This is a genomic window from Streptomyces sp. NPDC059166 (genome assembly GCF_042755185.1).
GTDB lineage: Bacteria > Actinomycetota > Actinomycetes > Streptomycetales > Streptomycetaceae > Streptomyces.
This window is the reverse complement of the sequence record NZ_JBHZCI010000004.1, coordinates 200,249-218,134: the sequence shown is the minus strand read 5'-3', so window position 1 is coordinate 218,134 and position 17,886 is coordinate 200,249. Positions and strand designations below refer to the sequence as shown.

General features: G+C 69.3%; 15 protein-coding genes. 1 reads left to right on the top strand and 14 read right to left on the bottom strand.

All coding sequences use genetic code 11. The annotated features are described in order from the left end of the window. Positions 1 to 69 precede the first annotated feature (69 nt). Genes nuoN through ACFXOA_RS04970 form a run of 14 tightly spaced genes read right to left on the bottom strand, consistent with a single transcriptional unit; the run spans position 70 to position 16,088 of the window. Positions 70 to 1,734 carry an NADH-quinone oxidoreductase subunit NuoN gene (gene nuoN, locus ACFXOA_RS05035; RefSeq protein WP_385022630.1) on the bottom strand — a complete coding sequence of 555 codons (1,665 nt, stop codon included), beginning with the start codon at positions 1,732 to 1,734 and terminating at the stop codon, positions 70 to 72. After that, a complete protein-coding gene (locus ACFXOA_RS05030) occupies positions 1,731 to 3,302 on the bottom strand; it encodes an NADH-quinone oxidoreductase subunit M (protein ID WP_385022627.1) in 1,572 nt (523 codons plus the stop codon). Before ACFXOA_RS05030 ends, nuoN begins: the two co-directional genes overlap by 4 nt. A 4-nt stretch (positions 3,303 to 3,306) precedes the next feature. After that, complete coding sequence (gene nuoL, locus ACFXOA_RS05025) at positions 3,307 to 5,202, bottom strand: NADH-quinone oxidoreductase subunit L (RefSeq protein WP_385022624.1); 1,896 nt, start codon at positions 5,200 to 5,202, stop codon at positions 3,307 to 3,309. 12 nt (positions 5,203 to 5,214) lie between these two features. Beyond that, positions 5,215 to 5,514 carry an NADH-quinone oxidoreductase subunit NuoK gene (gene nuoK, locus ACFXOA_RS05020; protein ID WP_099173920.1) on the bottom strand — a complete coding sequence of 100 codons (300 nt, stop codon included), beginning with the start codon at positions 5,512 to 5,514 and terminating at the stop codon, positions 5,215 to 5,217. Beyond that, the gene (locus ACFXOA_RS05015) at positions 5,511 to 6,362 is read right to left on the bottom strand and encodes an NADH-quinone oxidoreductase subunit J (RefSeq protein WP_385022620.1); all 852 of its coding nucleotides are present in this window, start codon (positions 6,360 to 6,362) and stop codon (positions 5,511 to 5,513) included. Before ACFXOA_RS05015 ends, nuoK begins: the two co-directional genes overlap by 4 nt. Beyond that, a complete protein-coding gene (gene nuoI, locus ACFXOA_RS05010) occupies positions 6,359 to 6,955 on the bottom strand; it encodes an NADH-quinone oxidoreductase subunit NuoI (RefSeq protein ID WP_385022617.1) in 597 nt (198 codons plus the stop codon). The genes ACFXOA_RS05015 and nuoI overlap by 4 nt, the downstream gene beginning before the upstream one ends. Next, positions 6,948 to 8,366 (bottom strand): NADH-quinone oxidoreductase subunit NuoH, encoded by a 1,419-nt coding sequence (gene nuoH, locus ACFXOA_RS05005; protein WP_385022614.1) that lies wholly within the window; start codon positions 8,364 to 8,366, stop codon positions 6,948 to 6,950. The genes nuoI and nuoH overlap by 8 nt, the downstream gene beginning before the upstream one ends. Continuing rightward, entirely contained in the window at positions 8,363 to 10,870 is a 2,508-nt protein-coding gene (locus tag ACFXOA_RS05000) for an NADH-quinone oxidoreductase subunit G (RefSeq protein WP_385022611.1), read from the bottom strand. Before ACFXOA_RS05000 ends, nuoH begins: the two co-directional genes overlap by 4 nt. Continuing rightward, the gene (gene nuoF, locus ACFXOA_RS04995; RefSeq protein WP_385022609.1) at positions 10,867 to 12,240 is read right to left on the bottom strand and encodes an NADH-quinone oxidoreductase subunit NuoF; all 1,374 of its coding nucleotides are present in this window, start codon (positions 12,238 to 12,240) and stop codon (positions 10,867 to 10,869) included. Before nuoF ends, ACFXOA_RS05000 begins: the two co-directional genes overlap by 4 nt. Then, complete coding sequence (nuoE, locus tag ACFXOA_RS04990; RefSeq protein WP_385022606.1) at positions 12,240 to 13,055, bottom strand: NADH-quinone oxidoreductase subunit NuoE; 816 nt, start codon at positions 13,053 to 13,055, stop codon at positions 12,240 to 12,242. Before nuoE ends, nuoF begins: the two co-directional genes overlap by 1 nt. Positions 13,056 to 13,084: 29 nt before the next feature. Further along, the gene (locus tag ACFXOA_RS04985; RefSeq protein ID WP_385022603.1) at positions 13,085 to 14,443 is read right to left on the bottom strand and encodes an NADH-quinone oxidoreductase subunit D; all 1,359 of its coding nucleotides are present in this window, start codon (positions 14,441 to 14,443) and stop codon (positions 13,085 to 13,087) included. Continuing rightward, positions 14,443 to 15,159, bottom strand: a complete 717-nt coding sequence (locus ACFXOA_RS04980; protein ID WP_385022600.1) for an NADH-quinone oxidoreductase subunit C — start codon at positions 15,157 to 15,159, stop codon at positions 14,443 to 14,445. The genes ACFXOA_RS04985 and ACFXOA_RS04980 overlap by 1 nt, the downstream gene beginning before the upstream one ends. After that, on the bottom strand, positions 15,156 to 15,710 hold the full coding sequence (locus ACFXOA_RS04975; protein WP_014154689.1) for an NADH-quinone oxidoreductase subunit B family protein: 555 nt from the start codon (positions 15,708 to 15,710) through the stop codon (positions 15,156 to 15,158). Before ACFXOA_RS04975 ends, ACFXOA_RS04980 begins: the two co-directional genes overlap by 4 nt. 18 nt (positions 15,711 to 15,728) lie before the next feature. Beyond that, positions 15,729 to 16,088, bottom strand: coding sequence for an NADH-quinone oxidoreductase subunit A (locus ACFXOA_RS04970; protein ID WP_385022596.1), 360 nt, complete (start codon positions 16,086 to 16,088; stop codon positions 15,729 to 15,731). A gap of 903 nt (positions 16,089 to 16,991) precedes the next feature. On the opposite strand from ACFXOA_RS04970, the gene ACFXOA_RS04965 reads away from it, so the two are divergent. Beyond that, complete coding sequence (locus ACFXOA_RS04965) at positions 16,992 to 17,807, top strand: C40 family peptidase (protein ID WP_385022593.1); 816 nt, start codon at positions 16,992 to 16,994, stop codon at positions 17,805 to 17,807. Positions 17,808 to 17,886 lie beyond the last annotated feature (79 nt).

Below are 17,886 nucleotides of genomic sequence, written 5' to 3'. Positions count from 1 at the left end.
GGGTACGACAACGCCGGACGGGCTTGACTTTCCAGGCCCGTCCGGCGTGCGCACCACTGGGTGTGCGGGCTACCGCACGAAGACCCCCGCCTGGCTCGCCAGGTCGAGGAAGTACTGCGGCGCGAGGCCCAGCACCAGGGTCGCGGCGACCCCCACGGCGATGGTGGTCATCGTCAGCGGGGAGGGGACGGCGACCGTGGGGCCGTCCGCCTTCGGCTCGCTGAAGAACATCAGGACGATGACCCGGATGTAGAAGAACGCGGCGATCGCCGACGAGATCACACCGACGATCACCAGCCCGCTCGCGCCGCCGTCCGCGGCCGCCTTGAACACGGCGAACTTCCCGGAGAAGCCGGAGGTGAGCGGGATGCCGGCGAAGGAGAGCAGGAACACCGCGAAGACCGCCGCGGTCAGCGGCGAGCGACGGCCCAGCCCCGCCCACTTCGACAGGTGCGTCGCCTCCCCGCCCGCGTCGCGCACCAGCGTGACCACGGCGAAGGCGCCGACGGTCACGAAGGAGTAGACGGCCAGGTAGAAGAGGACGGACGAGATGCCCTCGGGGCTGGCCGCGATCACACCGGCCAGGATGAAGCCGGCGTGCGCGATCGAGGAGTAGGCCAGGAGCCGCTTGATGTCGGTCTGGGTGATCGCGACGACCGCCCCGCCCAGCATCGTGACGATCGCGACACCCCACATGACGGGCCGCAGGTCCCAGGTGAGCCCCGGCAGCACCACGTACAGCAGGCGCAGCAGGGCGCCGAAGGCGGCGACCTTGGTGGCGGCTGCCATGAAGCCGGTGACCGGGGTCGGGGCGCCCTGGTAGACGTCCGGGGTCCACATGTGGAAGGGGACGGCGCCGACCTTGAAGAGCAGGCCCATGAGGATCATCGCGCCACCGATGAGCAGCAGTGCGTCGTTGCCCATGGTGTCGGCGAGGGCGGGGTCGATCTGCTGGACCGTGCCGTCGACGACGTTCGCGATGCCGGCGTACGAGACGGTGCCCGCGTAGCCGTAGAGCAGGGCGATCCCGAAGAGCAGGAAGGCCGAGGAGAACGCGCCGAGCAGGAAGTACTTCACCGCGGCCTCCTGCGACATCAGCCGCTTGCGGCGGGCGACGGCGCACAGGAGGTAGAGCGGCAGGGAGAAGACCTCCAGCGCCACGAACAGCGTCAGCAGGTCGTTGGCGGCGGGGAAGACCAGCATGCCCGCCACGGAGAAGAGGGCCAGCGGGAAGACCTCTGTCGTGGTGAACCCGGCCTTGACCGCGGCCTTCTCGCTGTCGCTGCCGGGGACGGACCCGGCCTGGGCGGCGAAGGAGTCCACCCTGTTGCCGTGCGCGGCCGGGTCGAGCCGGCGTTCCGCGAAGGTGAAGACGGAGACCATCGAGACCAGCAGGATGGTGCCCTGCAGGAACAGGGCGGGTCCGTCGACGGCCACCGCGCCCATCGCGGCGATGTGCGCGTTCTTCGTGGCGTACCCGTCCGCGGCGAGCCCGATCACGGCGGCGAAGGCGGCCGCGATCGCGACGACGGTCAGGAACACCTGGGTGGTGTAGCGGGCCCGTCGCGGGACGAAGGCCTCCACCAGGATTCCGAGGACGGCGGCGCCGACCACGATGAGGACCGGGGCCAGCTGGGCGTACTCGATGGTCGGGGCGGTGAACCTGTCGCCCGGGGCGGCCGTCACCACCCCGCCCGCCGTCGTCCACAGGCTGTGGACAGCTGTTGCGCTCACTTGGCGGCCTCCACCTCGGGCTGGGGGTCCTTCTTCTGTACGTCCTGCATGGTGTGCTGCACCGCCGGGTTGACGACGTCGGTGAGCGGCTTCGGGAAGACGCCCAGGAAGATCAGCACGGCGATCAGCGGGATGGCCACCGCCAGCTCACGGACGCGGAGGTCGGGCATGCTCCCGACGCCCTCCTTGACCGGGCCCGTCATCGTCCGCTGGTAGAGGACGAGGACGTAGAGCGCGGCCAGCACGATGCCGGTGGTCGCGATGATGCCCGCCACCGGATACGCGCTGAACGCGCCGACCAGGACCAGGAACTCGCTGACGAACGGGGCGAGACCGGGCAGCGACAGGGTGGCGAGACCGCCGATGAGGAAGGTGCCCGCCAGGACGGGCGCCACCTTCTGTACCCCGCCGTAGTCGGCGATGAGCCGGGAGCCGCGCCGGGTGATCAGGAATCCCGCGACCAGCATCAGGGCGGCCGTCGAGATCCCGTGGTTGACCATGTAGAGCGTGGCGCCCGACTGGCCCTGGCTCGTCATCGCGAAGATCCCGAGGATGATGAAGCCGAAGTGCGAGATCGACGCGTAGGCGATGAGCCGCTTGATGTCCCGCTGGCCCACCGCGAGCAGCGCGCCGTAGACGATGGAGACCAGCGCCAGGACGATGATCACCGGCGTGGCCCACTTGCTGGCCTCCGGGAAGAGCTGGAGGCAGAAGCGGAGCATCGCGAAGGTGCCGACCTTGTCGACGACCGCGGTGATGAGCACGGCGACCGGGGTGGTCGCCTCGCCCATGGCGTTGGGCAGCCAGGTGTGCAGCGGCCAGAGCGGGGCCTTCACCGCGAAGGCGAAGAAGAACCCGAGGAAGAGCCACCGCTCGGTGGAGGTCGCCATGTCCAGCGAGCCGTTGGCCCGGGCCTCGGCGATCTCGGAGAGGGAGAAGCTCCCCGCGACGACGTACAGCCCGATGACGGCGGCCAGCATGATCAGGCCGCCGACCAGGTTGTAGAGCAGGAACTTCACCGCGGCGTAGCTGCGCTGCGCCGCGGCGTTCTCGTCGCTGCCGGAGTGCGCCCGGTCCCCGAAGCCGCCGATGAGGAAGTACATCGGGATGAGCATGGCTTCGAAGAGGATGTAGAAGAGGAACACGTCGGTGGCGACGAACGACATGATCACCATGGCCTCGACCATGAGGATCAGGGCGAAGAAGCCCTGGGTGGGGCGCCAGCGGCTGGAGTTGGTCTCCAGGGGGTCGGCGTCGTGCCAGCCGGCCAGGATCACGAAGGGGATCAGCAGCGCGGTCAGCGCGAGGAGCGCCACCCCGATGCCGTCGACGCCCAGTTCGTAGCGGACGCCGAAGTCCTTGATCCAGGCGTGCGATTCGGTGAGCTGGTAGCGGTCGCCGCCCGGTTCGAAGCGGGCGAAGACGATTCCGGCCAGGACGAGCGTGGCCAGTGACACCACCAGCGCGAGCCACTTGGCCGCGGTGCGCCGGGCCGCCGGGACGGCGGCCGTGGCGATCGCGCCGACCGCCGGGAGGACCGCGGTCGCTGTCAGGAGGGGAAAGGACATGTGATCAGACCGCCCTCATCAGCAGGGTCGCGGCGATGAGGACCGCCGCACCGCCGAACATCGAGACCGCGTAGGAGCGGGCGTAGCCGTTCTGCAGCCTGCGCAGCCGGCCGGAGAGCCCGCCCATCGAGGCGGCCGTGCCGTTGACGACACCGTCGACCAGGGAGTGGTCGACGTAGACCAGGGAGCGGGTGAGGTGCTCGCCGCCGCGGACCAGGACCACGTGGTTGAAGTCGTCCTGGAGGAGGTCGCGGCGGGCCGCCCTGGTGAGCAGTGAACCGCGCGGGGCGACGGCCGGGACGGGCCTGCGCCCGTACATCGCCCAGGCGATGGCGACGCCGATCACCAGCACCACCATGGTGGCGGCGGTGACGGTGGTGGCGCTGACCGGGGCGTGTCCGTGGTCGTGTCCGGTGACGGGCTCCAGCCAGTGCAGGAAGCGGTCGCCGACGGAGAAGAACCCTCCCGCGAAGACCGATCCGAAGGCCAGCACGATCATCGGGATCGTCATGGACTTCGGTGACTCGTGCGGGTGCGGCTCGTGGCCCTGCGCGTCGGGCTGCCAGCGCTTCTCGCCGAAGAAGGTCATCAGCATCACGCGCGTCATGTAGAACGCGGTGATCGCGGCGCCCAGCAGGGCGACCGAACCGAGGATCCAGCCCTCGGTGCCGCCCTTGGCGAAGGCCGCCTCGATGATCTTGTCCTTGGAGAAGAAGCCGGACAGACCGGGAAAGCCGATGATCGCGAGGTACCCGAGGCCGAAGGTCACGAAGGTGACGGGCATGTACTTCCGCAGCCCGCCGTACCTCCGCATGTCGACCTCGTCGTTCATGCCGTGCATGACCGAACCGGCCCCGAGGAAGAGCCCGGCCTTGAAGAAGCCGTGCGTCACCAGGTGCATGATCGCGAAGACGTATCCGATGGGGCCGAGCCCGGCGGCCAGGACCATGTAGCCGATCTGCGACATCGTCGAACCGGCGAGGGCCTTCTTGATGTCGTCCTTGGCGCAACCGACGATCGCACCGAAGATCAGCGTGACCGCACCCACGATCGCGACGACCAGCTGGGCGTCGGGGGCGGCGTTGAAGATCGCGCCGGACCGGACGATGAGGTAGACACCGGCGGTGACCATGGTGGCGGCGTGGATGAGGGCGGAGACCGGGGTCGGGCCCTCCATCGCGTCACCGAGCCAGGACTGCAGGGGCACCTGGGCCGACTTGCCGCAGGCGGCGAGCAGCAGCATCAGGCCGATCGCGGTGAGCTTGCCCTCGCTCGTGTCCCCCGTCGCCTCCAGCACCGGCCCGAAGGCGAACGTGCCGAAGGTGGTGAACATCAGCATGATGGCGATGGACAGGCCCATGTCGCCGACCCGGTTGACCAGGAAGGCCTTCTTCGCGGCGGTGGCCGCGCTGGGCTTGTGCTGCCAGAAGCCGATGAGCAGGTACGAGGCCAGGCCCACGCCCTCCCACCCGACGTACAGCAGCAGGTAGTTGTCGGCGATGACGAGGATCAGCATCGCCGCGAGGAAGAGGTTCAGATAGCCGAAGAAGCGGCGGCGGCGCTCGTCGTGCTCCATGTAACCGATGGAGTAGATGTGGATCAGCGTGCCCACACCCGTGATCAGCAGGACGAACGTCATCGACAACTGGTCCAGCTGGAAGGCCACATCGGCCTGGAACCCCTCGACGGGGATCCAGCTGAACAGCGTCTGGTGCAGGGCGCGGTCCTCGGCGCCCTTGCCCAGCATGTCGGTGAAGAGCACCACGCCGACGGCGAACGAGGCGGCGGCGAGCAGTGTGCCGATCCAGTGTCCGCTCCGGTCCAGCCGGCGGCCACCGCAGAGCAGGACCGCCGCTCCGAGCAGGGGCGCCGCGACCAGCAGCGCAATCAGGTTTTCCACGATTCCGACCCCTTACAGCTTCATCAGGCTGGCGTCGTCGACCGAGGCCGAGTGGCGGGAGCGGAACAGCGACACGATGATCGCGAGCCCGATGACGACCTCGGCGGCGGCGACGACCATCGTGAAGAACGCGATGATCTGGCCGTCGAGGTTGCCGTGCATCCGGGAGAAGGCGACGAGCGTGAGGTTGCAGGCGTTGAGCATCAGCTCGATGCACATGAACACCACGATCGCGTTCCGCCTGATCAGGACGCCGGAGGCGCCGATCGTGAACAAAAGGGCCGCGAGGTAGAGGTAGTTGACCGGATTCACTTGGCGACCTCCTCCTCTTCTTCCGCGTGGTCACGTTCTGTTCCGCGGTCCCGGCCGAGCCGCTCCGCCGAGCGCTGTTCGAGCGCCTTGAGGTCGGCGAGCGACTCGCTGGACACGTCGCGGATCTGGCCGCGCCGGCGCAGCGTCCCCATGACGGTGAGCTCGGACGGGCTGCCGTCGGGCAGCAGTCCCGCGATGTCCACGGCGTTGTGCCGGGCATACACACCGGGTGCGGGGAGCGGCGGGACGTGGCTGCTGCGCACCCGCTCGGTGGAGAGCTCGCGCTGCGTGCGGGCCCGCTCGGTGCGCTCGCGGTGGGTGAGCAGCATCGCCCCGACGGTCGCCGTGATCAGCAGGGCGCCGGTGATCTCGAAGGCGAAGACGTACTTGGTGAAGATGAGGTTGGCGAGCCCTTCGACGTTGCCGCCGTGCTGGGCGTTGGCGGCGCCGAGGCCGTTGAAGGAGCTGATCGACGCCTGCCCGATCCCGGCGATCAGCAGGATGCCGAAGCCGAGTCCGCAGGCGGCGGCCAGCCAGCGCTGGCCCTTGAGCGTCTCCTTCAGGGAGTCCGCCGCGGTGACGCCGACGAGCATGACCACGAAGAGGAACAGCATCATGATCGCGCCGGTGTAGACGACGACCTGGACGATGCCGAGGAAGTAGGCGCCGTTGGCGAGGTAGAAGACCGCCAGCACGATCATGGTGCCGGCGAGCGACAGCGCGCTGTGCACGGCCTTCTTCATCAGGACCGTGGAGAGGGCCCCGATGACGGCGACGGTGCCGAGGATCCAGAACTGCACGGCCTCGCCGGTCGAGGTGGCGGTGGCCGCGGCCAGGGTGGTGCTCACGCGTCCACCTCCTTGTCCGCTTCTCCCTTGGAGACGGCGGTCTGGCGCTCGGTGCCGGGGGCGGCCTCGGTGACCAGGCCCCGGTAGTAGTCCTGCTCGTCCATGCCGGGGAAGATCGCGTGCGGGCTGTCGACCATGCCTTCCTCCAGCCCCGCGAGCAGCTCGTCCTTGGTGTAGATGAGGCTCTCGCGGGTGGTGTTGGCCAGCTCGAACTCGTTGGTCATCGTGAGTGCCCGGGTGGGGCACGCCTCGATGCAGAGTCCGCACAGGATGCAGCGCGCGTAGTTGATCTGGTAGACGCGGCCGTAGCGCTCCCCGGGGGAGTAGCGCTCCTCGTCGGTGTTGTCCGCGCCCTCCACGTAGATGGCGTCCGCCGGGCAGGCCCACGCGCAGAGTTCGCAGCCGACGCACTTCTCCAGCCCGTCCGGGTGGCGGTTGAGCTGGTGCCGGCCGTGGAAGCGCGGCGCGGTGACCTTCTGCGTCTCCGGGTACTGCTCGGTGAGCCGCTTCCTGAACATGGCCTTGAAGGTCACGCCGAAGCCGGCCACGGGGTTCTGGAACTTCTCCCCAGAGGGTTCCGATGACTCAGACACCGTCGGCCTCCCTTCCGTCACTCGAACTTCCGTCACTCACGAGGTCGTCACTCCGAGTGTCCGGTCCGCCACTGACAACGAGCTCCCGCTCGCGGCGCGGGGTACGGCGCGGCACCGGCGGCAGCGTCTGGCCGGGCAGCGGCGGCACCGGGTATCCACCGGCCATGGGGTCGAAGGCGGGCTCGGGTCCGGCGGCCTCCTCGGCCGCCTTGGTCTTCCTGTCCCGGAAGACGTCGGCGACGAACGAGACCAGCAGGACCGCGATCACGGCCCCGGCGACGTACAGCAGGATCCTGGAGTAGTCGTAGCCCTCGTTGTTCATGGCCCGGACGGTGGCGACCATCATCAGCCAGACCACCGAGACCGGGATCAGGACCTTCCAGCCGAGCTTCATCAGCTGGTCGTAGCGGACACGGGGCAGGGTGCCGCGCAGCCAAATGAAGAAGAAGAGGAGCAGCTGCACCTTGACGACGAACCAGAGCATCGGCCACCAGCCGTGGTTCGCGCCCTCCCAGAAGGTGCTGATCGGGTACGGGGCCCGCCAGCCGCCCAGGAACAGGGTCACGGAGACCGCCGAGACGGTGACCATGTTGACGTACTCCGCGAGCATGAACATCGCGAACTTGATCGAGGAGTACTCGGTGTTGAAGCCGCCGACGAGGTCGCCCTCGGACTCCGGCATGTCGAACGGGGCGCGGTTGGTCTCACCGACCATCGTGACGATGTAGATGATGAAGGAGACCGGCAGCAGCAGCACGAACCAGCGGTCCTCCTGGGCCGCCACGATCTCCGAGGTCGACATCGAGCCGGAGAAGAGGAACACCGAGGCGAAGGCGGCACCCATCGCGATCTCGTAGCTGATCATCTGGGCGCAGGAGCGCAGGCCGCCGAGCAGGGGGTACGTCGACCCGGAGGACCAGCCGGCCAGCACGATGCCGTAGATGCCGACGGACGCCACCGCGAGGATGTACAGCATCGCGATCGGCAGGTCGGTCAGCTGCATCGTCGTCCGGTGGCCGAAGATCGAGACCTCGTTGCCGGCCGGGCCGAACGGGATCACCGCGATGGCCATGAAGGCCGGCGCGGCGGCCACGATCGGCGCCAGGATGTAGACGACCTTGTCGGCCCGCTTGACGACGACGTCTTCCTTGAGCATCAGCTTCACGCCGTCGGCGAGCGACTGGAGCATCCCCCAGGGGCCGTGCCGGTTGGGCCCGATGCGCAACTGCATCCAGGCGACGACCTTGCGCTCCCACACGATGGAGAAGAGCACGGTCACCATCAGGAACGCGAAGCAGAACACCGCCTTGACGACGACGAGCCACCAGGGGTCCGTGCCGAACATCGAGAGGTCCTCGGCTGCGAGGACGGTCTCCCTCGGTGCGGCGGCGAGTTGGGCGAGGCCGGTCACTCTCCTACCTCCGTAGTCACGACGTGCGAGCCGGGGGCGGCCGGACCGATCCGGACGAGTCCGCCGGGCTGGGCCCCGGTGTCGGCGTGGACGCCACGGCCGACGGAGTCGAGCGGCACCCACACGACCCGGTCGGGCATCTCGGTGACGACCAGCGGGAGTTCGGTGGTGCCGGCGGGACCGGTGACGGCGAGCAGGTCGCCGTCCTTCACCCCGGACTCGGCGGCGGTCACCGGGGAGAGGCGGGCGACCGCGGCGTGCCGGGTGCCGGCCAGCGCCTCGTCGCCCTCCTGGAGCCTGCCCCGGTCGAGCAGCATCCGGTGGCCCGCGAGGACCGCCTCGCCGTCGCCGGGCCGGGGCACCGGACGGGACGTGGCCCGCGGGTCCTCGGCGTGGCCGCCCTCCCAGCCGCCCAGGCGGTCGAGTTCGCGGCGGGCCGAGCGCAGGTCCGGCAGCCCCAGGTGGACGTCGAGGGCGTCCGCCAGCATGTGCAGCACCCGCGCGTCGGTCGGGCAGAGCGTCCTCGGCATCTGCTCGGGCTTGAGCGCGGCCTCGAACATCCGCGCCCTGCCCTCCCAGTTGAGGAAGGTCCCGGCCTTCTCAGCGACGGCCGCCACCGGGAGCACCACGTCGGCGCGCTCGGTCACCGCGCCGGGCCGCAGCTCCAGCGAGACCAGGAACCCGACCTCGTCCAGCGCCCGCAGCGCGGCCGCCGGGTCGGGCAGGTCCTCGGGGTCGACACCGGCCACGAGCAGCGCGCCCAGTTCGCCGGTGGCCGCGGCCTCCACGATCTGGCCGGTGTCGCGGCCGAAGCGGGAGGGGAGTTCGGCGACGCCCCACAGGGACGCCACCTCCTCGCGGGCCCGCGGGTCGGTCGCCGGGCGGCCGCCTGGCAGCAGCGACGGGATCGCGCCCGCCTCGATCGCGCCGCGTTCGCCCGCCCTGCGGGGGATCCACACGAGCGAGGCGCCGGTCGCGGCGGCGGTGCGTACGGCGGCGGTGAGACCGCCGGGCACCGCGGCGAGCCGCTCGCCCACCACGATCACGGTGTGTTCGCCGCGCAGCGCCTCGGCCGCGACGGCGCCGTCACCCTCCAGGCCGACCCCGCCCGCGAGGGCGTCCAGCCACTCGGTCTCCGTGCCGGGCGCGGCGGGGAGCAGCGTGCCACCGGCCTTCTCCAGGCCGCGGGTCGCGTGCGAGGCGAGCGCGAACGTCCGCTGGCCGTGCTTGCGGTGGGCCTTGCGCAGCCTCAGGAAGACGCCGGGCGCCTCCTCCTCCGACTCGAACCCGGCGAGCAGGACGGCCGAGGCCTTCTCCAGCGCGGTGTAGGTGACCCCGCTGGAGTCCAGGTCGCGTCCGCGCCCGGCCACCCGCGCGGCGAGGAAGTCGGCCTCCTCGGCGCTGTGGACCCGGGCCCGGAAGTCGATGTCGTTGGTGGCGAGGGCGACCCGCGCGAACTTGCTGTACGCGTAGGCGTCCTCGACGGTCAGCCGCCCGCCGGTGAGGACACCGGTCCTGCCGCGCGCGGCGGAGAGCCCGGCGGCCGCGGCCTCCAGCGCCTCGGGCCAGCTCGCCGCCTCCAGCACGCCGTCCGCGTTGCGTACCAGCGGCGTGGTGAGCCGGTCACGCTGCTGGGCGTAGCGGAAGCCGAAGCGGCCCTTGTCGCAGACCCACTCCTCGTTGACCTCGGGGTCGTTGGCGGCGAGCCGCCGCATGACCTTGCCGCGCCGGTGGTCGGTCCTGGTGGCGCAGCCGCCCGCGCAGTGCTCGCACACCGAGGGCGTCGACACCAGGTCGAAGGGCCGGGAGCGGAACCGGTACGCCGCCGACGTCAGCGCCCCGACGGGGCAGATCTGGATGGTGTTCCCGGAGAAGTACGACTCGAAGGGGTCGCCCTCGCCGGTGCCGACCTGCTGGAGCGCGCCGCGCTCGATCAGCTCGATCATCGGGTCGCCGGCCACCTGGTTGGAGAACCGGGTGCAGCGGGCGCAGAGCACGCAGCGCTCGCGGTCCAGCAGCACCTGGGTGGAGATGGGGACGGGCTTCTCGAAGGTGCGCTTCTTCCCGTCGAAGCGGGAGTCGGCGCCGCCGTGCGACATCGCCTGGTTCTGCAGGGGGCACTCGCCGCCCTTGTCGCAGACCGGGCAGTCCAGCGGGTGGTTGATGAGCAGGAGCTCCATCACCCCCTTCTGCGCCTTCTCCGCGACCGGCGAGGTGAGCTGCGACTTCACGACCATGCCGTCGGTACAGGTGATGGTGCAGGAGGCCATCGGCTTGCGCTGGCCCTCCACCTCGACGATGCACTGCCGGCAGGCGCCGGCCGGGTCGAGGAGCGGATGGTCGCAGAAGCGCGGGATCTCGATGCCCAGGAGTTCGGCGGCCCGGATGACCAGGGTGCCCTTGGGCACGCTGATCTCGATGCCGTCGATCGTGAGCGTGACGAGGTCCTCGGGCGGAACGGCCGCCTCGCCGCCCCCGGAGGGCGCACTCGTGGTGACTGTCATGCGTTCACCCCCCGGTGAGTGTTCTTGTCGTCCTTGTCGTCGGCCCAGAGAGTCGACCTGGCGGGGTCGAAGGGGCATCCCTTGCCGGTGATGTGCTGTTCGTACTCCTCGCGGAAGTACTTCAGCGAGGAGAAGATCGGTGAGGCGGCGCCGTCTCCGAGTGCGCAGAACGACTTGCCGTTGATGTTGTCGGCGATGTCGTTCAGCTTGTCCAGGTCGGCCATCTGCCCCTTGCCCGCCTCGATGTCGCGGAGCAGCTGGACGAGCCAGTAGGTGCCCTCACGGCACGGGGTGCACTTGCCGCAGGACTCGTGGGCGTAGAACTCCGTCCAGCGGGTGACCGCCCGGACCACGCAGGTGGTCTCGTCGAAGCACTGGAGCGCCTTGGTGCCGAGCATCGACCCGGCGGCGCCGACACCCTCGTAGTCCAGGGGGACGTCGAGGTGCTCGTCGGTGAACATCGGGGTGGAGGAGCCCCCGGGCGTCCAGAACTTGAGGCGGTGTCCTTCGCGGATGCCGCCGCTCATGTCGAGGAGCTGGCGCAGGGTGATGCCGAGCGGTGCCTCGTACTGGCCGGGGCTGGTGACATGGCCGCTGAGCGAGTACAGCGTGAAGCCCGGGGACTTCTCGCTGCCCATCGACTTGAACCAGTCCTTGCCCCGGTTCAGGATCGCGGGAACCGAGGCGATGGACTCGACGTTGTTCACCACGGTGGGGCAGGCGTACAGACCGGCGACCGCGGGGAAGGGGGGCCGCAGCCGGGGCTGGCCGCGCCGTCCTTCGAGCGAGTCGAGCAGCGCGGTCTCCTCACCGCAGATGTAGGCGCCGGCGCCCGCGTGGACGGTGAGTTCCAGGTCGAGCCCGGAGCCCAGGACGTCCTTCCCGAGGTAGCCCGCCTCGTACGCCTCGCGCACGGCTTCGTGGAGCCTGCGCAGTACGGGGACGACCTCGCCGCGCAGGTAGATGAAGGCGTGCGAGGAGCGGATCGCGTAGCAGGCGATCACGATGCCCTCGATGAGGCTGTGCGGGTTGGCGAAGAGGAGCGGGATGTCCTTGCAGGTGCCGGGCTCGGACTCGTCGGCGTTGACGACGAGGTAGTGCGGCTTGCCGTCGCCCTGCGGGATGAACTGCCACTTCATCCCGGTGGGGAAGCCCGCGCCCCCGCGCCCGCGCAGACCGGAGTCCTTGACGTACGCGATGAGGTCGTCGGGCGCCATGGCCAGGGCCTTGCGCAGCCCTTCGTAGCCGTCGTGGCGGCGGTAGGTGTCCAGCGTCCAGGACTCGGGCTCGTCCCAGAAGGAGGAGAGGACCGGTGAGAGGAGCTTCTCCGGGCTGGTCCCGTTCTGGTCGATCTCGGTCGCCAAGGTCATCACTCCCCCTCCTCGGCTGCGGGTCCGGCCGGGTTGTCCGGGTCGGAGGCGGCGGTCTGCTGCGGTGCGTCATGGGAGCTGAGGTGCTCGGCGCCCTTCTGCGGCCGGTCTCCGGGGGCCTCGCCCCTCGGTCCGACCACCCGGGCGTGCGGCGCGGCCTCGCCCTTGGCGAGCTTCAGCCCGATCAGGGAGGCTGCGCCCGCCCCGCCGCTCGCCTCGACGGCGCCGGGGCGGGCGTCGGGGAAGCCGGCCAGGATCCGGGAGGTCTCCTTGAAGTCGCACAGCGGTGCGCCCCGGGTGGGCTCGACGGTGCGGCCGGCGATGAGGTCGTCGACGAGCCGGGTGGCGCTCTCGGGGGTCTGGTTGTCGAAGAACTCCCAGTTCACCATCACGACGGGCGCGAAGTCGCAGGCGGCGTTGCACTCGATGTGTTCGAGGGTGACCTTGCCGTCCTCGGTGGTCTCGCCGTTGCCGACGTCCAGGTGTTCCTTGAGACGGTCGAAGATGGCGTCGCCGCCCATGACCGCGCAGAGGGTGTTGGTGCAGACCCCGACCTGGTAGTCACCGCTCGGCCGGCGCCGGTACATGGAGTAGAAGGTGGCGACCGCGGTGACCTCGGCGGTGGTGAGGCCGAGCTGGTCCGCGCAGAAGGCCATGCCGGTGCGCGAGACGTATCCCTCCTCCGCCTGCACGAGGTGCAGCAGCGGCAGCAGCGCGGAACGGCTGCCCGGGTAGCGGGCGATCACCTCCTTCGCGTCGGCCTCGAGCCGGGCGAGGACCTCGTCCGGGTAGGCGGGGGCGGGGAGCTGCGGCATCCCCAGACTGACTTCTCGGTTGGACGCGGTCACCGGTCGACGCCTCCCATCACGGGGTCGATGGACGCGACGGCGACGATGACGTCGGCGACCTGGCCGCCCTCGCACATCGCCGCCATGGCCTGGAGGTTGGTGAAGGAGGGGTCGCGGAAGTGCACCCGGAAGGGTCGCGTCCCGCCGTCGGAGACGACGTGCACGCCGAGCTCTCCCTTGGGGGACTCCAGGGCGGTGTACGCCTGCCCGGCCGGGACCCGGAAGCCCTCGGTCACCAGCTTGAAGTGGTGGATCAGGGCCTCCATGGAGGTGCCCATGATCTTCTTGATGTGGTCGAGCGAGTTGCCGAGTCCGTCCGGTCCCAGCGCGAGCTGCGCGGGCCAGGCGATCTTCTTGTCGGCGACCATGACCGGGCCCGGCTCCAGCCGCTCCAGGCACTGCTCGACGATCCGCAGCGACTGGCGCATCTCCTCCAGCCGGATGAGGAAGCGTCCGTAGGCGTCGCAGCTGTCCGCGGTCGGCACGTCGAAGTCGTACGTCTCGTAGCCGCAGTACGGGTCGGTCCTGCGCAGGTCGTGCGGGAGTCCGGCGGACCTGAGGACCGGGCCGGTGGCGCCGAGCGCCATGCAGCCGGTGAGGTCGAGGTATCCGACGTCCTGCATACGGGCCTTGAAGATGGGGTTGCCGGTGGCGAGCTTGTCGTACTCCGGCAGGTTCTTCTTCATGGTCTTCACGAACTCGCGGAGCCGGTCGACCGCGCCCATGGGCAGGTCCTGGGCCAGTCCGCCGGGCCGGATGAACGCGTGGTTCATACGGAGGCCGGTGATCAGCTCGAAGAGGTCGAGGACGAGTTCACGGTCGCGGAACCCGTAGATCATGATCGTGGTGGCGCCGAGCTCCATGCCGCCGGTGGCGATGCACACCAGGTGCGAGGAGATCCGGTTCAGCTCCATCAGCAGCACACGCAGGATCGTGGCCCGGTCGGGGATCTGGTCCTCGATGCCGAGCAGCTTCTCGACCCCGAGGCAGTACGCCGCCTCGTTGAAGAAGGGGGTCAGGTAGTCCATGCGCGTGACGAAGGTGGTGCCCTGGGTCCAGTTCCGGAATTCGAGGTTCTTCTCGATGCCGGTGTGGAGGTAGCCGATGCCGCAGCGGGCCTCGGTGACGGTCTCGCCGTCGATCTCCAGGATCAGCCGCAGCACGCCGTGCGTGGACGGGTGCTGGGGACCCATGTTGACGATGATGCGCTCGTCGTCCGACTTCGCGGCGGACTCGACGACCTCGTCCCAGTCGCCGCCGGTGACCGTATATACGGTCCCCTCGGTCGTGGTGCGGGCGTCGGAGAGCGGAGTCCCGGAGGGACCCGACGTGGGGTGTGCGTGGGGAGTGGTCATCAGCTGTACGACCTCCGCTGGTCCGGAGCCGGGATCTGGGCGCCCTTGTACTCGACGGCGATGCCGCCGAGCGGGTAGTCCTTGCGCTGCGGGAAGCCCTGCCAGTCGTCCGGCATCATGATCCGGGTGAGGGCGGGGTGCCCGTCGAAGATCAGGCCGAAGAAGTCGTAGGTCTCGCGCTCGTGCCAGTCGTTGGTCGGGTAGACCTCGACGAGCGACGGGATGTGCGGGTCGCTGTCGGGGGCCGAGACCTCCAGGCGGATCAGCCGCCCGTGGGTGAGCGAACGCAGGTGGTAGACCGCGTGCAGCTCGCGCCCCTTGTCCCCCAGGTAGTGGACCCCGCTGACTCCCGTGCAGAGCTCGAAGCGCAGCGCCGGGTCGTCGCGCAGGGTGCGGGCGACCTGGACGAGGTGTTCGCGCGCGACGAAGAAGGTGATCTCACCCCGGTCGACGACCGTCTTCTCGACGGCGTTGTCCGGGAGGAGTCCCTGTTCCTCCAGGGCGCCCTCCAGTTCGTCGGCCACCTCGTCGAACCAGCCGCCGTAGGGTCGGGAGGCGGGTCCGGGCAGGGTGACCGTGCGGACGAGCCCGCCGTATCCGGAGGTGTCGCCACCGTTGTTGGCGCCGAACATCCCCTTGCGGACCCCGATGACCTCACCGGAGTCGTCGCGCGGGGTGGGCACCTGGCCGCTGTTGGTGTTCATCTCGTCGCTCATCGCAGCAGCCCCTTCATCTCGATCAGGGGCAGTGCCTTGAGGGCCGCTTCCTCCGCCTCACGGGCGGCCTCCTCCGCGTTGACCCCGAGCTTGGAGCCCTGGATCTTCTGGTGGAGCTTGAGGATGGCGTCGATCAGCATCTCGGGGCGCGGCGGGCATCCCGGCAGATAGATGTCGACCGGGACAATATGATCAACACCCTGAACAATGGCGTAATTGTTGAACATTCCACCCGATGACGCGCAAACCCCCATGGAGATGACCCACTTGGGGCTCGGCATCTGGTCGTAGACCTGCCGCAGGACGGGCGCCATCTTCTGGCTGACCCGCCCTGCGACGATCATCAGATCCGCCTGCCGCGGCGATCCGCGGAAGACCTCCATCCCGAAACGGGCCAGGTCGTACCGCCCGGCGCCGGTCGTCATCATCTCGATGGCGCAGCAGGCGAGGCCGAAGGTGGCGGGGAAGACGGACGATTTCCGCACCCAGCCGGCGGCCTGCTCGACAGTGGTCAGCACAAAGCCGCTCGGCAGCTTCTCTTCGAGTCCCATGGTGTGCCCCTCAGCCCCTCAGTCCCATTCCAGGCCGCCCCGGCGCCACACATACGCGTAGGCGACGAAGACGGTGAGCACGAAGAGCAGCATCTCCACGAGCCCGAAGATCCCCAGGGCGTCGAAGCTGACCGCCCAGGGATAGAGGAAGACGATCTCGATGTCGAAGACGATGAACAGCATCGCCGTCAGGTAGTACTTGATGGGGAACCGGCCGCCTCCGGCCGGCGTCGGAGTGGGTTCGATACCGCACTCGTACGCCTCGAGCTTTGCTCGGTTGTACCGCTTCGGGCCGACAAGCGTGGCCATGACCACGGAGAAGACCGCAAACCCTGCCCCGAGGGCGCCGAGCACGAGGATGGGCGCGTAGGCATTCACGCTCCTCGCTCCTTCCAGTCGTCCTTGACCGTTGGACCGCATCGGGCGACCGGCTCGCCACCTCAGCAAGATCGTGCACATGTGAGGCAGTTCACAAGCCCGACTGCCCCGCATCCTATGCCTGCGGTCCTGTGATCTGCGACACGGGGTACACCAACGTCTTTGTGATCTCCACCACCTGACGAACGATCATGAAGTCGGATGAGCGGTGATCTTCGTACGCGAAGCGGCCGTGCGGTTACGAGACGTGACATCTCGCGGCGTCACCCCTGGTCAAGGGCGCCTCGCCCTATCAATCGACAGCCACTACAAGCAAATTGGCGGTGGACGCATTTGGCGTGATAAGGGATCGCGCTTCTCGCGCTCCCACCCGGACGAGGGGCCCGCGGGTAGCGATGTGGACATTGCGCACGGATTCACGAACTTCCGGGCCACCCCCACCGGACCCCGCGACCGTTCTTCGCGCCGGCCGGAGGAGCGCCTTCCGCGCCCGACCCGGACGGTGGGCCCCGCCCTCCTGCGAGCCCTCCGCGAAACGGACATGACTCACCAATAGGTCACGCAGGCCACGGGAGGACCGACGGGGAGTCCCGCGCGCACCCCGAACGCGGCGCGTGTACGCGCGGTTGCCTCTCACAGCAGGCTCATACTGTGACCTGCATCACCACACGCGCACTTCAAGAGAAGCGGGCTTGGCCAACCGTGTGAACAGATGGTAAGCGACGGGCAATTCGGGCGTATTGAAAGAACGCCGTGATCACAGCGATGCAACGGGCTGCCCGATTTGCCCGTTAGGGCGTCAATAAGGGCCCCAAAAAAGCGGATTCAGAGATTCCGAACGTAACTGTGTCGCAACACACGTTTCTTGATGGGACCCCTACAGCCCTGATAGCGCTAGTACCCATGTCCCACACCGCTCACATACCCAGCCACCGGAAGCCCCGCCAGAGAGCCTCGAAGACGGCGCTGCGGGCAGGAGTTGCCGGTGGCGTCCTCAGCACCATCGCGGTCGCCGGTGCCGCCGGTCCGGCTCAGGCCGAGCCGGTGACCCAGACGGTCGAGATGCCCACCATCACCGCGGGCCTCTCCACCTCCGTCGCCGCGTCGGCACAGGCGACCCAGGCGGTCGCGCTCGACCTGGAGACGCAGGCCCAGGAGGACGCCGCGGCCACCACGGCCGTCAAGGCTGCCAAGAAGGCGCACGCCGAGGCCGTGCGCAAGGCGGAGGCCAAGAAGAAGGCCGAAGCGGCGGCCAAGGCGAAGGCGAAGGCGGAGGCAGCCGAGCGCGCCTCCCGCAGCGCCGAGCGCACCACGCTCAGCGCCTCCACCGGCTCGTCCTCCTCCTCGTCCTCCTCCAGCGCCACCGGCTCCGCGGCGTCCGTCATCGCGTTCGCGCAGTCCCAGGTGGGCGACGCGTACGTCTCCGGCGGCACCGGCCCGAACTCGTGGGACTGCTCGGGTCTGGTCCAGGCCGCCTTCGGCTCGGTCGGCATCGACCTGCCGCGCGTCTCCCAGGACCAGTCGACGGCCGGCACCCAGGTCTCGCTCGACAACCTGCAGCCCGGCGACATCCTGTACTGGGGCGGTGCGGGCAGCGCGTACCACGTCGGGATCTACGTCGGCGGCGGCCAGTTCGTGGGCGCGCAGAACTCCAGCACCGGCGTCGTGCAGAAGTCCCTGGACTACGACCCGCCGTCCGGCGCCGTCCGCGTTCTCTGATTCACAAGCCCGGATCCCCCCGGGCGATCACGGGCCGTCCCTCCGTCCGCCGGAGTGACGGCCCGTCGTCATGCCGCGG

Bases quoted from the DNA above. Each gene is read 5' to 3' on its own strand.
- ACFXOA_RS05000 (WP_385022611.1), bottom strand. From the start codon at position 10,870: ATGACAGTCACCACGAGTGCGCCCTCCGGGGGCGGCGAGGCGGCCGTT.
- ACFXOA_RS05030 (WP_385022627.1), bottom strand. From the start codon at position 3,302: ATGTCCTTTCCCCTCCTGACAGCGACCGCGGTCCTCCCGGCGGTCGGC.
- ACFXOA_RS04980 (WP_385022600.1), bottom strand. From the start codon at position 15,159: ATGAGCGACGAGATGAACACCAACAGCGGCCAGGTGCCCACCCCGCGC.
- ACFXOA_RS04975 (WP_014154689.1), bottom strand. From the start codon at position 15,710: ATGGGACTCGAAGAGAAGCTGCCGAGCGGCTTTGTGCTGACCACTGTC.
- ACFXOA_RS04965 (WP_385022593.1), top strand. From the start codon at position 16,992: ATGTCCCACACCGCTCACATACCCAGCCACCGGAAGCCCCGCCAGAGA.
- nuoF (WP_385022609.1), bottom strand. From the start codon at position 12,240: ATGACCTTGGCGACCGAGATCGACCAGAACGGGACCAGCCCGGAGAAG.
- ACFXOA_RS04985 (WP_385022603.1), bottom strand. From the start codon at position 14,443: ATGACCACTCCCCACGCACACCCCACGTCGGGTCCCTCCGGGACTCCG.
- nuoE (WP_385022606.1), bottom strand. From the start codon at position 13,055: ATGCCGCAGCTCCCCGCCCCCGCCTACCCGGACGAGGTCCTCGCCCGG.